The following is an 18,350-nucleotide window of genomic DNA, read 5'->3' as shown; positions in this document are numbered from 1 at the left end:
AAAAGCACGCTGAGAACAGCGTGCTTTTTCATAAAGCAGACAAGAGAACTTAACGGTTCTGCAATTTCGCATAATCCATCAATACATTCGCAGCTTCATTTACGAACGTTTCTTCTTCTGGCAACGCAGGACGTTGATTAGCTTTCATTTTGGCACGAGATTCAGCTAGAGCATCTAGAGAAGCCTGATAGCTTTCCCAGTTAGGGAAAGGTTTTTGACCTGTTGCTATACGACGTTCATTTTCAGCATCTAAAGTTTGCTTTTCTAAACTCAAAAGCTCTGCACGGCGCTTATCAATATCAAGCACAACTTGTTTCTGGTCACTCGTAACCTTCGCAATTGCCGTACGTTTATTTAAATACTTAAACTGTGGATCAACAGCAACACGTTGTTCCGAAAGTTGAGACAGCTTCGCTACATATGGCTGCACTGAACCTTCACGCTTAAATGGTGCAGTCGGAATCGTATCCCACTTCAACGCATTTTTCGATTTACGCTCACCAAACTCTTCGTTGTAGATATCAACAAGCTTAATATCTGGCACTACACCTTTGTTTTGTGTACTACCACCCGTTACACGGTAGAATTTACGCTGAGTTAAGGTTGCTTGACCATATGCCAAAGTATCGAGTTGAACCTGAGCTGTACCTTTACCTGTGGTTGTACTACCAATGATAATGCCACGCTCATAATCTTGAATTGCAGCAGAGTAAATTTCACTTGCAGATGCTGATGCCAAGTTCACCAATACAGCGAGTGGACCTGTATAGATTTGCTGACCACCATCGTTGTCTTCAAATACACTTACGTTGCCATTGCCATCACGAATTTGCACAACTGGACCTGACTTAATCACTTGTCCGAGCATACGTGCAACTTCTTCTAATGAACCACCTGGGTCATTACGCAAGTCAATAATAATACCTTCAACTTTCTTGGCTTTTAATGCCTCAAACGCATTTGCAGTATCTTCAGAAACTGAGCGATATTGCTGACCAGCACGACGTGAACGATAGTCAAAATAGAACGATGGAATTTCAATCACACCTAATAGATGCTTTTTACCATCACGTGTCACTTCAACTGTACGTGAACGAACACCGGCATCTTCTTCTTGAATAACATCACGTACCAAAGTCACATTGCGTGCTTGACTCATTGATGCACCAGCACCAAGAAGCTTCAACGTTACTTTTGTACCGCGCTTACCACGAATCAACCCAACAATTTCCGAACTCGACCAGCCGACCACATCGATCATTTTGCCGCCCTCTTGAGCGACACCAACGATTCGGTCTCCTGATTTCACTTGACCAGACTTACTTGCAGGACCACCTTCTACAATAGTTTCAATCTTGGTGTAATCTTCATTACCACGTTCTGGGCGAATCGATACCCCAATACCTTCAAGTTGTAAGGTTGTTTGGCGGTTCAGCTCTATCGCATCAATTGGCGGATAATAGTTACTGTGCGGATCATAAGTTGCCAACATTGCATTTAATGTTTTATCCAACACATCGTCGCTTTTCACACGACTAATTCTTTCAAGCTGACGCGTATAACGCTTAGTCAAAGTCTGAGCTGGCGTTAAATCTTCTGGGCCTGTTAAGTCTTGACCATCAGCAAGTGAAGGGTTTTCTTTTAACGCCTTTTGTTTCGCCTGCTCTTCTTCACGGCTAATCGTTAAATTAATTAACTGAGAAACCAGCATTTTACGCCAGTGATTTTGCTGCTCAGCTGAAGTTTTAAAATACGGTGCTTTTTCGCGATCTACTTCAATAAAAGTATTTGGCTGTTTTAAGTTTTGTGGTTTCTTCAACTCAGCAAGCATGAACTCATAAAACTGTTTTAAGCGCTCACGATATTGCTGGTGAATAGCAAATGGCCCAGTTAAATTCCCCGCTTTTAATGAAGCACCAAAATTTGAACCATAGAGCTTTTTATAGTTTTGAACTTCAGCGTCTAAAAATAATGAGTGGTCCGGATCAAGACTGTCTAAGTACATATCAAGAATACGGTTAGATGTGTTCGCATCCAGACGCATATTTAAATAATGTTGGCGGTCTACTAAAGTTGCCAGTTGACGAGCCACCAAGGCTTGCTCTTGCGTTGGCTGGATCGATTGAGAAACAGCAGCAGTATTGGTTGCTGCTCTTGCTTCGTTCATCGTATGAGAGAAGAATAAACCGCCAGTCGCGATTGCTACTGCACAAGCTATAGTTTGAAGTTTCATAAATTCTTAATACTTCCTTGGGTGTTCGTATCTTACACGCTCTGTTTTCGATATGAACTAAGCAGATTCAACATCTTAACCAACTAAATTGTTTATACCGTGTAGTTTTATCATATTCTGTACTGACAAAATGTAGCAAATCATTGCAAAATTCGCTTATTGTTTTTCAATCAAAATTCAAATGGAACCAATATGATTGGCGCGTTGATGCTGGACATAGCCGGCACAGAACTTACTCAAGAAGATATTGAACTATTACAAGCTCCGCAAGTCGGTGGCATGATTTTATTTGCACGAAATATTGAATCACCACAACAAGTCCGTGCTTTAACCGACCATATGCGCCAAGTTCGCCCAGATATTTTGATTGCTGTCGACCAAGAAGGTGGTCGCGTTCAACGTCTAAAATCTGGCTTTACATTATTGCCAGCCATGGGCCGTTTTGGCGAGCTCTATATCACTCAACCTCAAAAAGCACTTGAATTAGCTGAACAGTGCGGCTGGTTAATGGCAACTGAAGTTTTGGCTGTGGGGATCGATTTTAGTTTTGCGCCAGTTTTAGATCTGAATGCAATTAGCGATGTAATTGGTGACCGTGGCTTCTCTAAAAATATCGAAGATATCGCTCCACTTGCTGGTGCATTTATGCGCGGTATGAAAAAAGCCGGCATGGCAAATACCGGTAAGCACTTCCCTGGTCACGGATCGGTAAAAGCTGACTCACATGTCGCAGCTGCAATCGATAGCCGTAGCTATGACGAAATTTATAACCATGACATGCAAAGCTTTATCAAGCTTATGCCTGAGCTAGATGCGCTCATGCCGGCACATGTAATTTACGATCAGGTTGACCCAAATCCGGCAGGTTTCTCACCTTTCTGGATTCAAGAAGTCCTTCGTAATCGCTTGAAATTTAATGGCGTACTTTTCTCCGATGACTTAAGCATGCAAGCTGCTTGTGTCGCTGGGGGTGCAGATGCGCGTATTCAAGCAGCTCTGGCAGCAGGCTGTGATATGGGGCTAGTGTGTAATGACCGTAGTGCAGCATGTACAGCACTCGATGGTATTGCAAACTTAGAACTACCAAATCAAGAGCGTTTAGAACGTATGCGTGGTCGAATTCCACAAATCCAAGTGGGTGAAACTTTATCGCTTGGAAATGACTGGCAAGCTGTCAAAACAGCCATTGAAGAGTTTAAGAATTCGATTTAAGTTAGTAAAAATTTTAATTGGCTACAAAAACCTATTCACTATCTGATACGCGGATAAGTCATACGCAACCTGCTCATCTGCTGAAGGATATTGATTGCTTCAATATATTTGATAGATGCAGAAAGTGAACAGGTTTTGCGTATGACAATGGTTTTGGTTACTTTTCCCGAAAGAAAAGTAACTCCAACTGAAAGTTCATCCCAGAATGCCAACCTAATTGACAGGACTCCGTCATGCAGGTTCATTCACCATCAATGCATTAGAACCTCTTCATTGTTATTAATAATGAAGATCACACAAAAACAATAAATCGAGTTCAGGACGAATGACACAACACCTTTCAAAACACCGCCACATTTCTTTTACAGCCCACTATACAGGCTATATCTGGTATCAAATGGGGATCTCACATGAAGCACTTGCCACCAGTAAAGGCAAATCACTGGCATATTTAGTTCACCCATTAGAGTCTTGGGCAGAGAAATATGTGGGCGGCAGCATGCGCACGACGCTTAAACAGCGCCATACCATGCTTGATCATGATTTAGAGAAGTTAATTCAAGAAAACCCTGATTTACAGGTGCTTGAAATTGCTTGTGGTTTATCACCACGTGGTTGGTGGTTTAGGCAGCATTATCCTTCCATTAGCTATCGAGAGCTTGATTTACCTGATATGGCTCAAACAAAACAAAATGCACTACAACAAATTGAAAAAAATGCACCTGAGGTTTTATCAGTCGATTTATTTACCGAAGCCTTTGCTCAAGCATTTGAAGTGTTTGACTCTAACCGCCCACTGGTTGTAATTAGTGAAGGTTTAATTAACTATTTTGATAAAGACTTATTAAAGCAACTGATCCAATCCATTGCCCACTATGGTGCTTCCTTTAAAAAGCTTCATTATTTAACCGACCTGTATCCTGAACCCGTTAAAAACAAACTTGCTAGTATTATCTGGAACAGTAGTAAATTACTTAAACTTATGTCTCGAAGCTCATTTAGTTTTCATTTTAAGACTCCACTAGAAGTGAAAGACTTTTTTAAAGATGCAGGCTTTAGTCAAGTTAACGTTGAACAACCGCAAATATTCTTTGGACAAGTTTCTAAAGACAGCGATGAAGAGCATTTAGGTGACTTAGTCTGGACTATCCATGCTCAATTAAAGTAAAAAAATGGAAGCCTCGTGAGTTTTGAGGCTTCCAAATCATAAAAGAATTAAAGGTTAAGCTGCTTGCTTTTGGCGAGCAATGAAGCGGCTTAAACGGTCAGCAAGCTCAAAGCTACCATGTTTAAATAAGGCACGGACTCCTTGTTCAGTAGCTTCAAAAATTAAACACTCAATCGAGAAAGCACCCTCTTCATCTTCTAAATGTAAAGCCAAATCACGTGGGTATTCATTTACAAACTCAAGCTGTGCTACATCATCTAACTTCAAATACATCCCAAAGAAAGTCACGTCAACAATTGTTACTGGCACCTCTGTTTCACATTCACGGTGGCTCAGTTTCGTTTTAGGCTGGAGAACTGTTATACGCTCTTCACCTCGGCGTTCCATGTTTTGCATTTGCTCACGCGTCATTGGAATAATGCCATCCAGATTTTGGATAGATTCACCCTTCAAAAATGAAGTGAACAAACTCATAGTTTCTTTACGGCGCTGGAGCTGCGGCACATGGTCAGCGTTAGCAATCAGAGCAAATTCCATATCCGGACATTGCAAAGCAAAATTGGCATTTTCATGAGGCAAAGTAAAACTATCGTACTGCCCTGCTGCGACCAGTGTCTTACATTCTGGAATAGGTACATCTGTTAAACGCAAAAGGCGATTACAGTTAATTTCATAACGCTCTCGTTCAGTACCCGTAAACTCTGCCATTTGCCTAAAAAATAATTTTTTAGCTGTAGGCGACATACGTGTTTTATCTAATTTGGCATGATTCACCAAATATAAAATTACCGCTTGCCCAAACTCTTCCATACGATTTTCTTGCATGAGTTTGAGCGACTCTTCCAGAATCATCCGCCAACTTTTACGGGTCTTTTGCATGACACCCATTAAAATCATACGGTCCATCAAATCTGGACGATGATAAGCAAAACAAGAAGCAACAACTGAACCCAACGACATTCCCATTACAGAAACTTTTTGAATTCCGACGATATCTAGCCAACGTCCTAACATTTCCGACAAATCGGGAAGCTCTAATGTTCCAGCAGAAATTCCGGTATCTCGGTTGGTAATTTGTTGATTTGCGCCCATAGATGGCAAGTCAATTAAAATCACCGGGCCACTTTCAAATAGTTGTTCAACACAATATTTATACGAGTTAAAATTTTGAAAAGCACCGCCAACAATCACAATCGGTGTTTTGTGAATCGTTTGTGGGTCTGCAATCGCCATGTATTCAATTTTCCAACCGTCAATCCATGTGGTACGAGCTGGCTGTTTAAAACTATCTCTATGGTAGATATCGAAAAACCCAAAACCGGCATAAGCTTGGTTTATCTCCGAATCCATTTGAATAATGGAATTCATATCCTTGCTTCCTCCTTGCTGTAATTTTTTTATGCTGCAAGAGTTCCTTCTTGAACATGTAATCTTTTATGCACAAATCTTTAAAATTTGTATTAGTTTGTATTGCACAAGTCCATTCTAAACAATTGTCTGAAATATACGCAATCGCTGAATTGACCGCTCATCCTGTTTAAGCCGCGAATAGTTTGCAAAATATTTAAATGTTTTTTTATAGCGGTCACATTTTTGAAAAAAAGCCATTCATTGTTCCGCATTTGACTGCTACTATCGTAGTCATTGGTAAATGATTAAAAAATGCTATGCAAGATTCAATTGAACAATATATGCAAAAAGTTGGGCAACAAGCACGTGATGCTTCACGCGTCTTAACAAGTGCTTCTACCTCACTTAAAAATCATGCACTCTCTGCTATTTATACTGCTTTGGAAAACAACCAAGCAGCTATCTTGGCGGCGAATCAAATCGACATGGAAAAAGGCCGTAGCAACCAGCTCGACAGCGCCTTACTTGATCGTCTTGAGCTTACGCCCGCACGTTTTAAAGGGATGTTGCAAGGTTTAAAAGATGTGATCGCGCTTGTTGATCCAATTGGGGAAATTACGGATCTTGCATATCGCCCCACAGGCATTCAAATTGGGAAAATGCGTGTACCTCTAGGTGTCGTTGGTATGATTTACGAATCACGTCCAAATGTCACACTTGAAGCTGCATCTTTAGCAATTAAATCGGGCAATGCCATTATTTTACGTGGTGGCTCAGAAGCACTTGAGTCAAATAAAGCAATCGCAGAAGCGGTGAAGCATGGCTTAAAAGTTGCTGGTTTACCTGAGCACTCAGTACAAGTGATTGAAACTTCTGACCGCGCAGCGGTTGGTCACCTCATTACCATGGCTGAGTATGTAGATGTCATTGTTCCACGTGGTGGTAAAAGCTTAATTGAGCGTGTAACCAACGAAGCTCGCATTCCTGTGATTAAGCATCTTGATGGTAACTGTCATGTGTTTGTAGAAGCACAAGCGGACTTACAAAAAGCGTTACCAATTACCTTGAATGCTAAAACACATCGTTACGGCGTTTGTAATGCAATGGAAACTCTGCTTGTCGATGAAAAAATTGCAGAAGTTTTCTTACCACACATTGCTGAGCTTTATGCTGAAAAACAAGTTGAGTTACGTGGTTGCCCAGAAACACGTCGTATTTTGGGTACTACTGTCAAACCTGCGACAGAAGAAGATTGGTATACCGAATATTTAGGGCCGATTCTTGCAGTTAAAGTGGTGAGCGGTATTGATGAAGCCATTGACCATATCAACAAATATGGTTCGCATCATACCGATGCCATTGTGACAGAGAACTATACTTTGGCACGTCAGTTCTTGGCTCGCGTAGATTCAAGCTCCGTCGTAGTTAATGCATCAACTCGTTTTGCCGATGGCTTTGAATATGGTTTAGGTGCTGAAATTGGTATCTCAACAGATAAGATTCATGCACGCGGTCCTGTTGGCTTAGAAGGTTTAACTTCTCAAAAATGGATTGTGTTAGGTGACGGTCAAATTCGTCAATAAGCCTCCTACTTAAATAAAAACGCCTGATCCATATCAGGCGTTTTTATTTTGTTATTTCCCACAGAAAAACCAGCCCGAAGGCTGGTTTTTTAACCATAGATCAATTAGAAAATAAAGTCGGTATTCACAAATTTCGAATAGTGCTCAGACACCATAGAAGCCAGCATACCTTTACTGTCATCCGTCTGTTTAGCCGCAATCATAGAGCGGATCGAGAATGCACGAAGCGCATCATGCACAGAAAGTGTACCTTCTGCAGAATCTTTACGACCCCCAAATGGGAATACATCAGGACCACGTTGACACTGACAGTTGATATTTACACGACAAACTTGATGTACGAGTGTGTCTACTAAATGGCCAATTTGCGCTGGGTCACTACCAAAAATACTCACCTGCTGACCATGATCAGAAGTAGTGACATAATCCAATACAGTTTCAATATCATCATAAACAGCAACTGGTACCACTGGACCAAACTGTTCTTCGCGATACAGTCTCATCCCCTCAGTCACTGGATAAACTACGGCCGGATAGAACATGGTTTTGCAGAATTCACCACCTTCCGGATTAACCACTTTTGCTCCTTTTGCCACCGCATCTTCAATCACTTCAGTCATGTAGGCTGTACGGTGCATGCCCGGTAGCGGCGTAATAGATACACCTTTTTCCCACGGCATACCTACTTTCAGTTTAGCCAGCTCCGTCGTTAAACGGTTAACAAACTCATCGGCTATCGAGCGGTGCACCATTAGCATTTTTAAAGCTGTACAACGCTGACCATTGAATGACAATGCACCCAACAGACACTCTTTCACTGTCAGGTCCAAATCAGCATCTGGCAAAATGATAGCTGCATTCTTTGCATCCAACCCCAGAATCGCACGCAGACGGTGAGATTTTGGATGTTGTTTTTTCAAGTGGTCAGCCACTTTACTAGAACCAATCAGTGCCAGTACATTAATTTGCCCAGATGCCAGCAAATGCGGCACCACTAGAGAACCTGGTGCATAAATGGTATTGATCACCCCTTTTGGAAATGAATCACGAAATGCCTCTAACAATGGTTCAAATAGTAAAGTTCCAAATTGAGGTGGTTTAAAAATAATAGTATTACCCATCAGCATAGCCGGTATCAGGGTTGCGAAGGTTTCATTCAGCGGGTAGTTGTATGGTCCCATACACAACACAACACCTAATGGAGTACGACGAATTTGACCAATGGTGCCTTCAGCAATTACAAAGCGGGAGTTGGCATTATCCAGATCTTTCAGGGCATCAATGGTTTGACGCATGTAAGTGATAGTACGATCAAACTCTTTCTCTGAATCAGCCAAGCTCTTGCCAATTTCCCACATGATCAGCTTAATAATCAGATCTCGTTGCTCTACCATGCGCTGAATGAAATTTTGCATACATGCAATACGCTCACTAACCTTCATCATTGGCCATTCGCCACGACCATTGTTATAAGCTCGTACCGCTGCTTCTAATGCTTCATCGCTTTCCTTTTCGCCCATGACTGGATAACTACCAAGTTCAACTTGCTCTAGGCTACCGTCAGGCTGCTGAATCCAGATCGGAGATAATGTTTTCTTGGTTGCACCAGCCCATAACTTCAACTCACCATCCACGAGTGAAACACGCTGATGAATTTGAGATGGCAAACGTACACTTTCAGGAATACCGTCCACTACTGGAAATTTATGCTGTAAATTATTTAACTGATTCATTCTTCTTAATACCTTATTATTTGTATGTCTTTATATATCCCCGAACCGTACACTGTAATCAGTTCTTCTTCGGATCAATACCACTATTATTATCAGTACTCACCTTGCTTGAACCGTAGACCACAAGGTGAATTCTTAAAGCATGGATAGTTTCGATATTTTCTAGTTGAATTTACCCCCGACACACACTATCAGTTACCCCTAGCTTCTGGATAACCTGTTCAATGATCTGTTCTGGTGTGAGAGCAATATCAATAGCAATTGCTTCATTCACATCAGGTTCCTCTAATGTATCTAGTTGGGTTTGTAACAATGCCGGATCAAAAAAATGACCAGATCTTTCTGCAAGTCTTTGCTGTAATAGTTCATAAGAACCTTTTAGATATACAAACTTAACATTCTGGTCCTGCCCTCTTAAAATATCGCGATACATCCGCTTTAAAGATGAGCATGTAAACACAGCCGTTTCACCATCTCTTTGTTTTGCTTCAATTGCCTGACGAATAGCTTGCAACCACGGCAAGCGGTCTTCATCGGTTAAAGGGATACCTTGGCTCATCTTACTTTTATTTGCAGCTGAATGAAGCGTATCGCCATCAAGAAACTCACAAGCCAAACGCTCTGATAACAACTCACCAATAAGGGTTTTCCCTGTGCCACAAACACCCATTGCTATCACTATCATGGATTACCTACCTCTAATTACAAAACAGCACTAAGCAACAATGTGAAAGACAAACCAAGTACCGAAATAATTGTTTCCAGTACAGACCAAGTCTTCAGTGTCTGCCCAACTGTCATTCCAAAATATTCTTTGATTAGCCAGAAACCAGCATCGTTTACATGCGAGAAAATTAATGATCCAGAACCTGTCGCTAATACTAAAAGTTCAGGTCTAACGACTACACCTGCTGCTGCCGCAATAGGTGCAACAATGCTACAAGCCGTGGCCATCGCAACAGTAGCCGAACCTGTTGCCAGACGTATGAGAGCAGCAACAAGCCATCCTAATAACAATGGTGAAAGGTTTGCTTTTAAAGCAGTAGAGACGATTTCATTAGAAATTCCACTGTCTCTTAAAATACCGCCGAAACCGCCACCAGCACCAACAATCAGCAAAATACCCGCAATTGAAGCTAGACATCCACCACAGAATTTTTCAATTTGTTCACGGTTAAAACCCTGCATGGTGCCAAAAGTAATAAAGCTGACCAAAACAGCAATAAGCAATGCAATATCAGAAGTACCAATAAAGCGTAATAACTCATTTGGGAACGTTTTTGGTGCAAAGAAAACATCTGCCCAACTACCAACTAGCATCAATGCAACCGGTAGCATGATCGTAAATAAGGTAATCCCAAAGCTCGGCAATTCACGTGTGTTGTTAGCATCTGCTTCAACAAACTGCTTTGCTAAAGGATTATTTTCAGGCAATTTGACATATTTGTTGATCCATAATGCATACAATGGACCTGCAACAACCGCCGTCGGGACGCCAACCAACAAACTGTACATAATGGTTTTACCGATGTCGGCATGGTAAGCCTGTACCGCAAGCAAAGCGGCTGGATGCGGTGGAATCAACCCATGTACGACCGATAAACCCGCAACCATAGGTAAACCAACAATTAATAATGATTTACCTGTACGTTTGGCAATATTGAATGCAATTGGAATAAGAAGTACAAAACCAACTTCAAAAAATACCGGAAGCCCTACAATTAACGCAATGAACATCATGGCCCAGTGAATATGTTTTTCACCAAACCATTTAATTAAAGTAATTGCTATTCGTTCTGCACCACCTGACTCAGCCATCATCTTGCCAAGCATGGTTCCTAACGCAATCACAATCGCAAGGTGACCTAGTGTTTTACCGGTACCTGCTTCATATGATTTAACAATCCCGTCCATTGGCATGCCAACTGCAAGAGCTAAACCAAGAGAAACAATAATAAGAACTAAAAAGGGGTAAATTCTAAACTTCGCGATCATGACAATCAAAGCAATGATCGCAATTAAAGTATAGACAAGCAACATGCCACCCTGAACCGTCTCCATGTGACACTTTCTCCTTGGAATAATGTTATCTAGGCACTGCCTAAATAAAGGTCTTCAACCAGAGATATACTCATTGTTGAAGCACTCATTTTTTATATTTAGTATGACTGGCAACCGCCAGTCACAGCATCACAAAAAATCTAAAGCACCTAAAAGACACTTTAGATTTTTAAACCACAATTACTTTCGTAAAACTCACAACTGACTTGCAATTTGGGCTAAACGGGTAATTTCAGCCCAATCTTGTGCAGCGACAACAGGTTTAGGCGTTAACCATGACCCACCTACACACACCACATTAGGTTGCTTTAAGAAATCTGGAGCTGTCTCTGCTGTAATTCCACCTGTTGGGCAGAAACGTAAGTTTGGAAATGGACCATAAAATGCTTTTAGCATCTCAACCCCACCTGCCTGTTGAGCAGGGAAAAACTTCACAATGTCGTAGCCCAACTCAATCGCTTGAATGAGATCACTCGGTGTCATTACGCCTGGTAAAAGAGGTAAACCTGCATCTTGTGCAGCCAAATGCAAGTCTTTGGTCAAACCAGGTGATACCCCAAATTTAGCACCAGCTTTTTTAGCTTGTGCACAATGCTCAGGCTTGGTAATTGTTCCCACACCCACCACAATGTCATCTGCTAACTGAGATGCACGTTCAATGGCAGCAAGCCCAGCTGCTGTACGTAAAGTAATTTCCAGTACCTTTACACCACCAGCATGCAACGCACGTGATACATGTTCACCTTGTTCGGCAGAGTCAAAAGCCAACACCGGAATTACTGGACCTAATTTGACAACATCTTCAATCTTGCTCATTACTTTGTAATTCCTTTGTCTTAAATCTGCCCTTGTGGCTCTTCGCCAACAAGTGCACCAAACACAGATGCGCCATGTTCAGCAGGCGCTGCTGCCGCACGGAACACACCAAATAATTCACGGCCAAAACCAACTTCGTTTTCTGCCTGATGTTCTGGTTGAGCAACAGGACGTGATTGCCAAGTCTGCTCATCTAACTCAATATCGAGTACACCAGCTTCAGCATCAATAATTAACATATCCCCAGTTTGAACTTTGCCAATCGGGCCGTTCAATAATGCTTCTGGAGACAAATGAATGACTGCCGGTACTTTGCCTGAAGCACCAGACATACGGCCATCAGTTACTAATGCAACATGGAAGCCTTGATCTTGTAAAACACCCAACACAGGAGTCAAGCGGTGCAACTCAGGCATACCATTAGCACGCGCACCTTGGAAACGAACAACCGCAATAAAGTCTCGGTGCAATTCACCACGATCAAACGCTGCCTGTACCGCTTCTTGCGAGTCAAAAACAATTGCCGGTGCTTTCACTTTACGGTGCTCTGGCGCAACCGCAGAAATCTTGATAACACCACGGCCAAGGCGACCTTGCATTAAGCGCAAGCCGCCATCTGGCTGAAACGGCGCATCAATGCTACGGAGTACTTTGTCATCAAGGCTTTGAACTACCCCGTCAACCCAAGTGAGCTTACCGTCAATCAATTTCGGTTCTTTGGTGTAATGCAGTAAACCTTTACCAGCGACAGTCGTCACATCGTTATGTAACAAACCAGCCTCAAGTAAGTTACGAATAAGGAAGGCTACCCCACCCGCAGCTTGGAAATGGTTTACATCGGCCTTGCCATTTGGATAGATTTTTGCGAGCAATGGAACAACAGCAGACAACTCATCAAAGTCATCCCAGTCAATTAAGATGCCAGCCGCACGTGCAATCGCAATAAGATGCAACGTATGGTTGGTTGAACCGCCTGTAGCCAATAAAGCCACAATGCCATTGATAATGGCTTTTTCATCAATAACATGGCCAATCGGCGTGTAGTTGCCTCGCTCGGCAGTTAAGTCAAGTACACGTTTAGCAGCTTCGGCAGTGAGAGCATCACGTAATGGGGTATGAGGATGAACAAATGCCGCACTTGGCAAATGTAAGCCCATCACTTCCATCAACATTTGGTTACTGTTCGCAGTACCATAGAATGTACATGTGCCCTGACCATGATAGGCAGCCGATTCAGCTTCAAGTAAGGCATCGCGTCCTACTTGACCTGTCGCGAATTGCTGGCGGATTTTAGCTTTATCATCATTCGACAAACCGCTACTCATTGGCCCCGCAGGGACAAAAATGGTTGGTAGATAACCAAACTGCAAAGCACCAATCAGTAAGCCCGGAACAATCTTATCGCATACCCCGAGACACAATGCGGCATCAAACATGTTATGGGAAAGTGCAATCGCAGTCCCCATCGCAATGGTTTCACGTGAAAATAGTGATAATTCCATACCGGCATTACCTTGAGTAATACCATCACACATTGCCGGTACACCGCCCGCAAACTGTGCAACACCACCATTTTCACGTGCAGCTGTTTTTATAATGTCAGGGAATGTTTTATATGGGGCATGTGCTGAAAGCATTTCATTATATGAAGACACAATGCCAATATTTGGTTCACGGCCAACTTTAATAATTAATTTTTCATTATCTTCCATGCCAGCAAAACCATGAGCCAGGTTGGCACATGAGAGTGCACCACGAGCTGGGAATTTGCCTTGCGCATGTTCAATACGTTGTAAATATGCAGAACGAGTTTTTTGGCTACGCGCAATTACACGTTCAGTAACTTTTGCCAATACTGGATTCGGCAAGTCCATGCTGGACGCTCCTGTACAACCGGATAAGCCGGAACATAAAAATAGACCAAATGATATATTTCATCATCATTTGATAAGGGGAAGGAACAATATTATTAAGGCAAAAAGCGACATGCAAGCCCTAGTCAACTTTACGGTAATACTCGAGCATCGGTATTAAATACAAATTATGTTTAAGTTTTAAACGAGAAGCTGGTTTTATTTTTGACTATATTTATTGGTATATCTGCCTCTATTAACTATGAGAAAATTCTCATAATATCAAAGCAATAAAATATTCTTATAAATGTATTAATACCGACTTTTTTATACTAAGTTTTATATTAAAAATGTTTATGATTTATTCATTTTAACCTATATATAAACGATTAAAATTTAATTTCATTTACGTATATTATTTGTAATACTCCCCTCTAGTTTGATTAAAATAACAGCACTTCTTTTTTCTTAAAAAATTTATACCAAATATTTGAAAAATACATTAAATAGAAATCTACCTTTCATAAATATATACAAAAAACTGTTTAATTCTTCTACAAAAAAACAATAAATACAGTGGTTAAGCTTTATACTGAGCGAATATTAGTTATAAAAAATTTAATGGTCGATAGTGCTTAAGTCTAATGGGCTAAAGTCTATCTTGGACAGAAAAACAACACATGTTAAAACATCACAACCTGCTCTTAATGCATCACACAATTAATGCCTTTTGATCAGGAAGTTAGGAAAACTATTTTTATATCAGGACTTGGGTATTTCAACGTGGCTACATCAGTATTAGTTATTAATTGCGGTTCTTCATCTATTAAATACGCACTGGTTTCAGAGCGTCGTGAAGATCGTATTTACGGTTTAGCAGAAAACTTAGGGGCAGCTGATGCTCGTATTAAAGGGATTACCGTCGGTGGAGAACCGCTAGAGCTTTCAATTCCTTATGCTGACCACGCCAAAGCTTTAGAAACTTTACTTGCACGTCTTGCAAACTATAAACCTCAAGCAATCGGTCACCGTGTCGTACATGGTGGAAGCCTTACCAAAGCTGAATTACTCACCCCTGAAATTGTAGAACGTATTCGTGCAGCCACTCCGCTTGCACCGCTTCATAATCCTGCTCACTTAATCGGGATTGAAGCAACGATGCGCCTATTCCCTGAATTACCTCAAGTTGCCGTATTTGACACCGCATTTCATCAAACTATGCCTGCACATGCATACCGTTATGCAATCCCTAAGTTTTTATATACAGAACATAATGTTCGTCGCTATGGTTTCCACGGTACAAGCCATGCTTATGTGTCTGACCGCGGCAGTGAACTGGCAGGAAAATTCCAAAAAGGCGGTTGGTTAACAGCACATTTGGGCAATGGTAGCTCGACTTGTGCAGTGTGGAATGGACAAAGTGTTGATACTTCTATGGGCCTTACTCCACTTGAAGGTGTTGTAATGGGAACACGTAGTGGTGATGTCGATCCAAGCTTACACAGCTTCCTTGCTAAAAATCTTGGCTGGGACTTAGCAAAAATCGATAAAGTTTTAAATAACGAAAGTGGATTACTTGGCTTATCACAACTCTCTAACGATATGCGTACAGTGATTGAAGCTGCTGAAAATGGCAATGAAGATGCTTGCCTTGCGATTGAAGTATTTAGCTATCGCCTTGCAAAATCACTTGCTGCCCTAAGCTGTGGTTTACCAAGTATTGATGGCTTGATCTTTACAGGCGGTATTGGTGAGAACTCTGCTTATATTCGTGAAAAAACTCTAGCTTATTTACCTCATTTCGGTTTACAGCTCGATAAAGACCAGAACAACAATTTAAAACGTGGTACAGAAGGCCGTATTGATAGCGGCACAGGCCCACAAATCTGGGTGATTCCAACCGATGAAGAAGGCCGTATTGCCAAAGAAACTCGTCAGGTTGTAGAGGTTTCACAAAATACATCTCCTGAAGTTAGCCTTGCTTAATTACAGAAGTCAAAAACGCTATTCATTTATTTATAGGTTTATATGAATACAATTTTATTAATTCCTACAGGTGAAGGGGTTGGTTTAACCTCTGCCTGCTTAGGTATGATTTATGCACTTGATTGTAATGGGATTAAAGCAGGCTTTTTAAAACCGTTCTCTCAGGTAGATCAAGAAAATTTAGACCGAACTACCTCTTTATTTGGTCATTTATTTCAAAGCAAAACTGTTCAATCCATTTCTCATGAAAAGCTAACCCAACGCATTGCGGCTGGTGAAGTCGATGAGTTACTTGAAGAAGCAGTAAGTCTTCATCGCAGTATCGCAGCAGATAATAATGTGATTATTGTTGAAGGCTTATTACCAAATGGGCAAGACCATTTTGCCAGTGAACTTAATGCAAGCCTTGCACAAGCGCTTGATGCTGAAGTGGTTTTAGTCAGTACAGCAGATATTCAAAACCCACGTAAAACAGCAGAGAAAGTTGAAGCTCACTTACGGCAGTTTGGCGGTGCAACCTCTAACCGAACAGCTGGCGTACTCTTTATGCGTACACGCGGGTTGTCTGAAGAAACAGCTCAAATACCTGTCGCATTTGACCCGTCGTTACGTCCAACCGAAGACATCGCAAAATTTACGGCAGAATTGCAAAAATATAACCGCTACTTTGGATCAAGCGATTTACCAATTATTGGTCTAGTTCCGTTTAGTAATACCTTAAGTGTACCTAGAACATTAGACATCGCCAGCGTGATTGATGGCCAATGGGTAAATCAAGGTGAAGCAAAAACACGTCGTATTTTGCACTCAAGTTTAATTGCTTCAAGCATTGAATATGAACTGAATAAATTCATTGCCGGCGAACTGATCATTAGCGCCTCTGAACGTACCGATGTATTACTGGCAAGTAGTCTCGCCACCAGTAATGGCATTCCACTGGCAGGCTTGGTATTGACTGAGCGTGAAGCTCCTGCTCCCAAGCTTTTAGAGTTTTGCCAAAGTGCTATCAAACAAGGGTTGCCAATTTTACATACCCATTTAAATACACTAGAAACTGCGCAGCGCCTATCCGATTTTGGTAATGAAATTCCAACCGATGACACTGAACGTGCCGAACAAGTGACCCGATTTGTTTCAAGTCACATAGATGTCGAATGGCTTAAACAGCATAGTAATAACGGTGCTACACCACGCCTTTCCCCTTCTGCATTCCGTCATGAACTGGTACAAAAATCGATTGCAGCTAAAAAACGGATTGTCCTTCCAGAAGGTGATGAGCCACGCACTATTGAAGCTGCTGCTATATGTCAGGCTCGTGGTATTGCGCATTGTATTTTGTTAGCAAAACCAGAAGCTGTACATGACGTAGCAAAAGCACGTGGTATCGAGTTACCAGCCGGGTTAGAAATTATTGATCCAGATCAGATCCGTGACCAATATATTGCACCAATGGTTGAACTCCGCAAAGGCAAACTCAACGACCTACAAGCTAAAGAGCAATTACAAGATACTGTAGTTCTCGGCACCATGATGCTAGCTCTAGATCATGTGGATGGATTAGTTTCGGGGGCAGTTCATACAACCGCCAATACAGTGCGTCCAGCGTTCCAGCTGATTAAAACCGCTCCAGCGTACTCACTGGTTTCATCCATTTTCTTTATGCTTTTACCGGATGAAGTCTATGTCTACGGTGACTGTGCAATTAACCCAGACCCTACAGCCGAACAACTTGCCGAAATTGCGATTCAGTCTGCTGACTCTGCAAAAGCGTTTGGAATTGACCCACGTATTGCCATGATCAGCTACTCAACTGGTACATCTGGTACTGGTGCTGATGTTGAAAAAGTGCAACAAGCAACTCAAATTGCACAGCAACGCCGGCCTGATTTACTGATTGACGGTCCACTACAATACGATGCGGCTTCAGTTGAAAGTGTAGGACGCCAAAAGGCGCCAGACTCACGCGTTGCTGGCCGTGCCAATGTATTTATTTTCCCCGACTTAAATACGGGTAACACGACTTACAAAGCAGTACAACGTGCAGCAAATGTAGTTAGCGTTGGCCCAATGCTGCAAGGCCTAAATAAGCCAGTCAATGACTTGTCTCGTGGTGCTTTAGTAGATGACATCGTCTTTACTATCGCATTAACAGCCATTCAGGCCGAGCAGCAAGCTGCTGCCAAATAATTAATATCATTTAATCTTTTCTACCTCTCGCCATTTGATATCCGCTCAAATGGCTTTTTTTATTTTTTAAGAAATAAGCCTGATTCTAGGTTGTTCTTAATTTTAAATAACTTAGCCTTTGTGTTATTCGACTTTCGGTCAAAAGATCAACCAATCCCCCACAAGATT

General features: G+C 41.7%; 12 protein-coding genes. 5 read left to right on the top strand and 7 right to left on the bottom strand.

Translation table 11 applies throughout. The annotated features are described in order from the left end of the window. Positions 1–49 precede the first annotated feature (49 nt). A complete protein-coding gene (locus EGS71_RS15680; protein WP_000776302.1) occupies positions 50–2,233 on the bottom strand; it encodes a carboxy terminal-processing peptidase in 2,184 nt (727 codons plus the stop codon). Positions 2,234–2,425: 192 nt separating this feature from the next. Between EGS71_RS15680 and nagZ the strand changes: the two genes are divergently transcribed. Continuing rightward, positions 2,426–3,445: a beta-N-acetylhexosaminidase gene (nagZ, locus tag EGS71_RS15675; protein WP_000578583.1), complete on the top strand. Its 1,020-nt coding sequence runs from the start codon at positions 2,426–2,428 to the stop codon at positions 3,443–3,445. 325 nt (positions 3,446–3,770) lie between these two features. After that, positions 3,771–4,613: a class I SAM-dependent methyltransferase gene (locus EGS71_RS15670; protein WP_000191936.1), complete on the top strand. Its 843-nt coding sequence runs from the start codon at positions 3,771–3,773 to the stop codon at positions 4,611–4,613. Positions 4,614–4,667: 54 nt separating this feature from the next. On the opposite strand, the gene EGS71_RS15665 is transcribed toward EGS71_RS15670, so the two are convergent. Further along, positions 4,668–5,981: an alpha/beta fold hydrolase gene (locus EGS71_RS15665; RefSeq protein WP_001084489.1), complete on the bottom strand. Its 1,314-nt coding sequence runs from the start codon at positions 5,979–5,981 to the stop codon at positions 4,668–4,670. A gap of 299 nt (positions 5,982–6,280) precedes the next feature. On the opposite strand from EGS71_RS15665, the gene EGS71_RS15660 reads away from it, so the two are divergent. Beyond that, complete coding sequence (locus EGS71_RS15660; RefSeq protein WP_001154159.1) at positions 6,281–7,546, top strand: glutamate-5-semialdehyde dehydrogenase; 1,266 nt, start codon at positions 6,281–6,283, stop codon at positions 7,544–7,546. A gap of 104 nt (positions 7,547–7,650) precedes the next feature. Here EGS71_RS15660 and EGS71_RS15655 read toward each other — a convergent pair whose 3' ends face one another. The 5 genes from EGS71_RS15655 to edd all read right to left on the bottom strand — a co-directional run bounded on the left by EGS71_RS15655 (position 7,651) and on the right by edd (position 14,030). Beyond that, the gene (locus tag EGS71_RS15655; protein WP_001072699.1) at positions 7,651–9,279 is read right to left on the bottom strand and encodes an NADP-dependent glyceraldehyde-3-phosphate dehydrogenase; all 1,629 of its coding nucleotides are present in this window, start codon (positions 9,277–9,279) and stop codon (positions 7,651–7,653) included. A 172-nt stretch (positions 9,280–9,451) separates the two neighbouring features. Then, the gene (locus tag EGS71_RS15650) at positions 9,452–9,964 is read right to left on the bottom strand and encodes a gluconokinase (protein WP_001978744.1); all 513 of its coding nucleotides are present in this window, start codon (positions 9,962–9,964) and stop codon (positions 9,452–9,454) included. A gap of 17 nt (positions 9,965–9,981) precedes the next feature. Beyond that, positions 9,982–11,340, bottom strand: a complete 1,359-nt coding sequence (locus EGS71_RS15645; RefSeq protein WP_000450957.1) for a gluconate:H+ symporter — start codon at positions 11,338–11,340, stop codon at positions 9,982–9,984. A gap of 195 nt (positions 11,341–11,535) precedes the next feature. After that, positions 11,536–12,156 (bottom strand): bifunctional 4-hydroxy-2-oxoglutarate aldolase/2-dehydro-3-deoxy-phosphogluconate aldolase, encoded by a 621-nt coding sequence (gene eda / locus EGS71_RS15640; protein WP_000034283.1) that lies wholly within the window; start codon positions 12,154–12,156, stop codon positions 11,536–11,538. Between the two features lie 20 nt (positions 12,157–12,176). After that, positions 12,177–14,030, bottom strand: a complete 1,854-nt coding sequence (gene edd, locus EGS71_RS15635; RefSeq protein WP_000365484.1) for a phosphogluconate dehydratase — start codon at positions 14,028–14,030, stop codon at positions 12,177–12,179. Between the two features lie 762 nt (positions 14,031–14,792). On the opposite strand from edd, the gene EGS71_RS15630 reads away from it, so the two are divergent. Together EGS71_RS15630 and pta are read left to right on the top strand one after the other, a co-directional pair. Then, complete coding sequence (locus tag EGS71_RS15630) at positions 14,793–15,995, top strand: acetate/propionate family kinase (RefSeq protein ID WP_000236000.1); 1,203 nt, start codon at positions 14,793–14,795, stop codon at positions 15,993–15,995. Positions 15,996–16,037: 42 nt separating this feature from the next. Further along, positions 16,038–18,182: a phosphate acetyltransferase gene (gene pta / locus EGS71_RS15625; protein ID WP_001092293.1), complete on the top strand. Its 2,145-nt coding sequence runs from the start codon at positions 16,038–16,040 to the stop codon at positions 18,180–18,182. The last annotated feature ends 168 nt before the right edge of the window (positions 18,183–18,350 follow it).

The organism is Acinetobacter sp. FDAARGOS_559 (genome assembly GCF_003940475.1).
GTDB lineage: Bacteria > Pseudomonadota > Gammaproteobacteria > Pseudomonadales > Moraxellaceae > Acinetobacter > Acinetobacter baumannii.
This window is presented reverse-complemented; position numbering and strand designations above follow the sequence as displayed.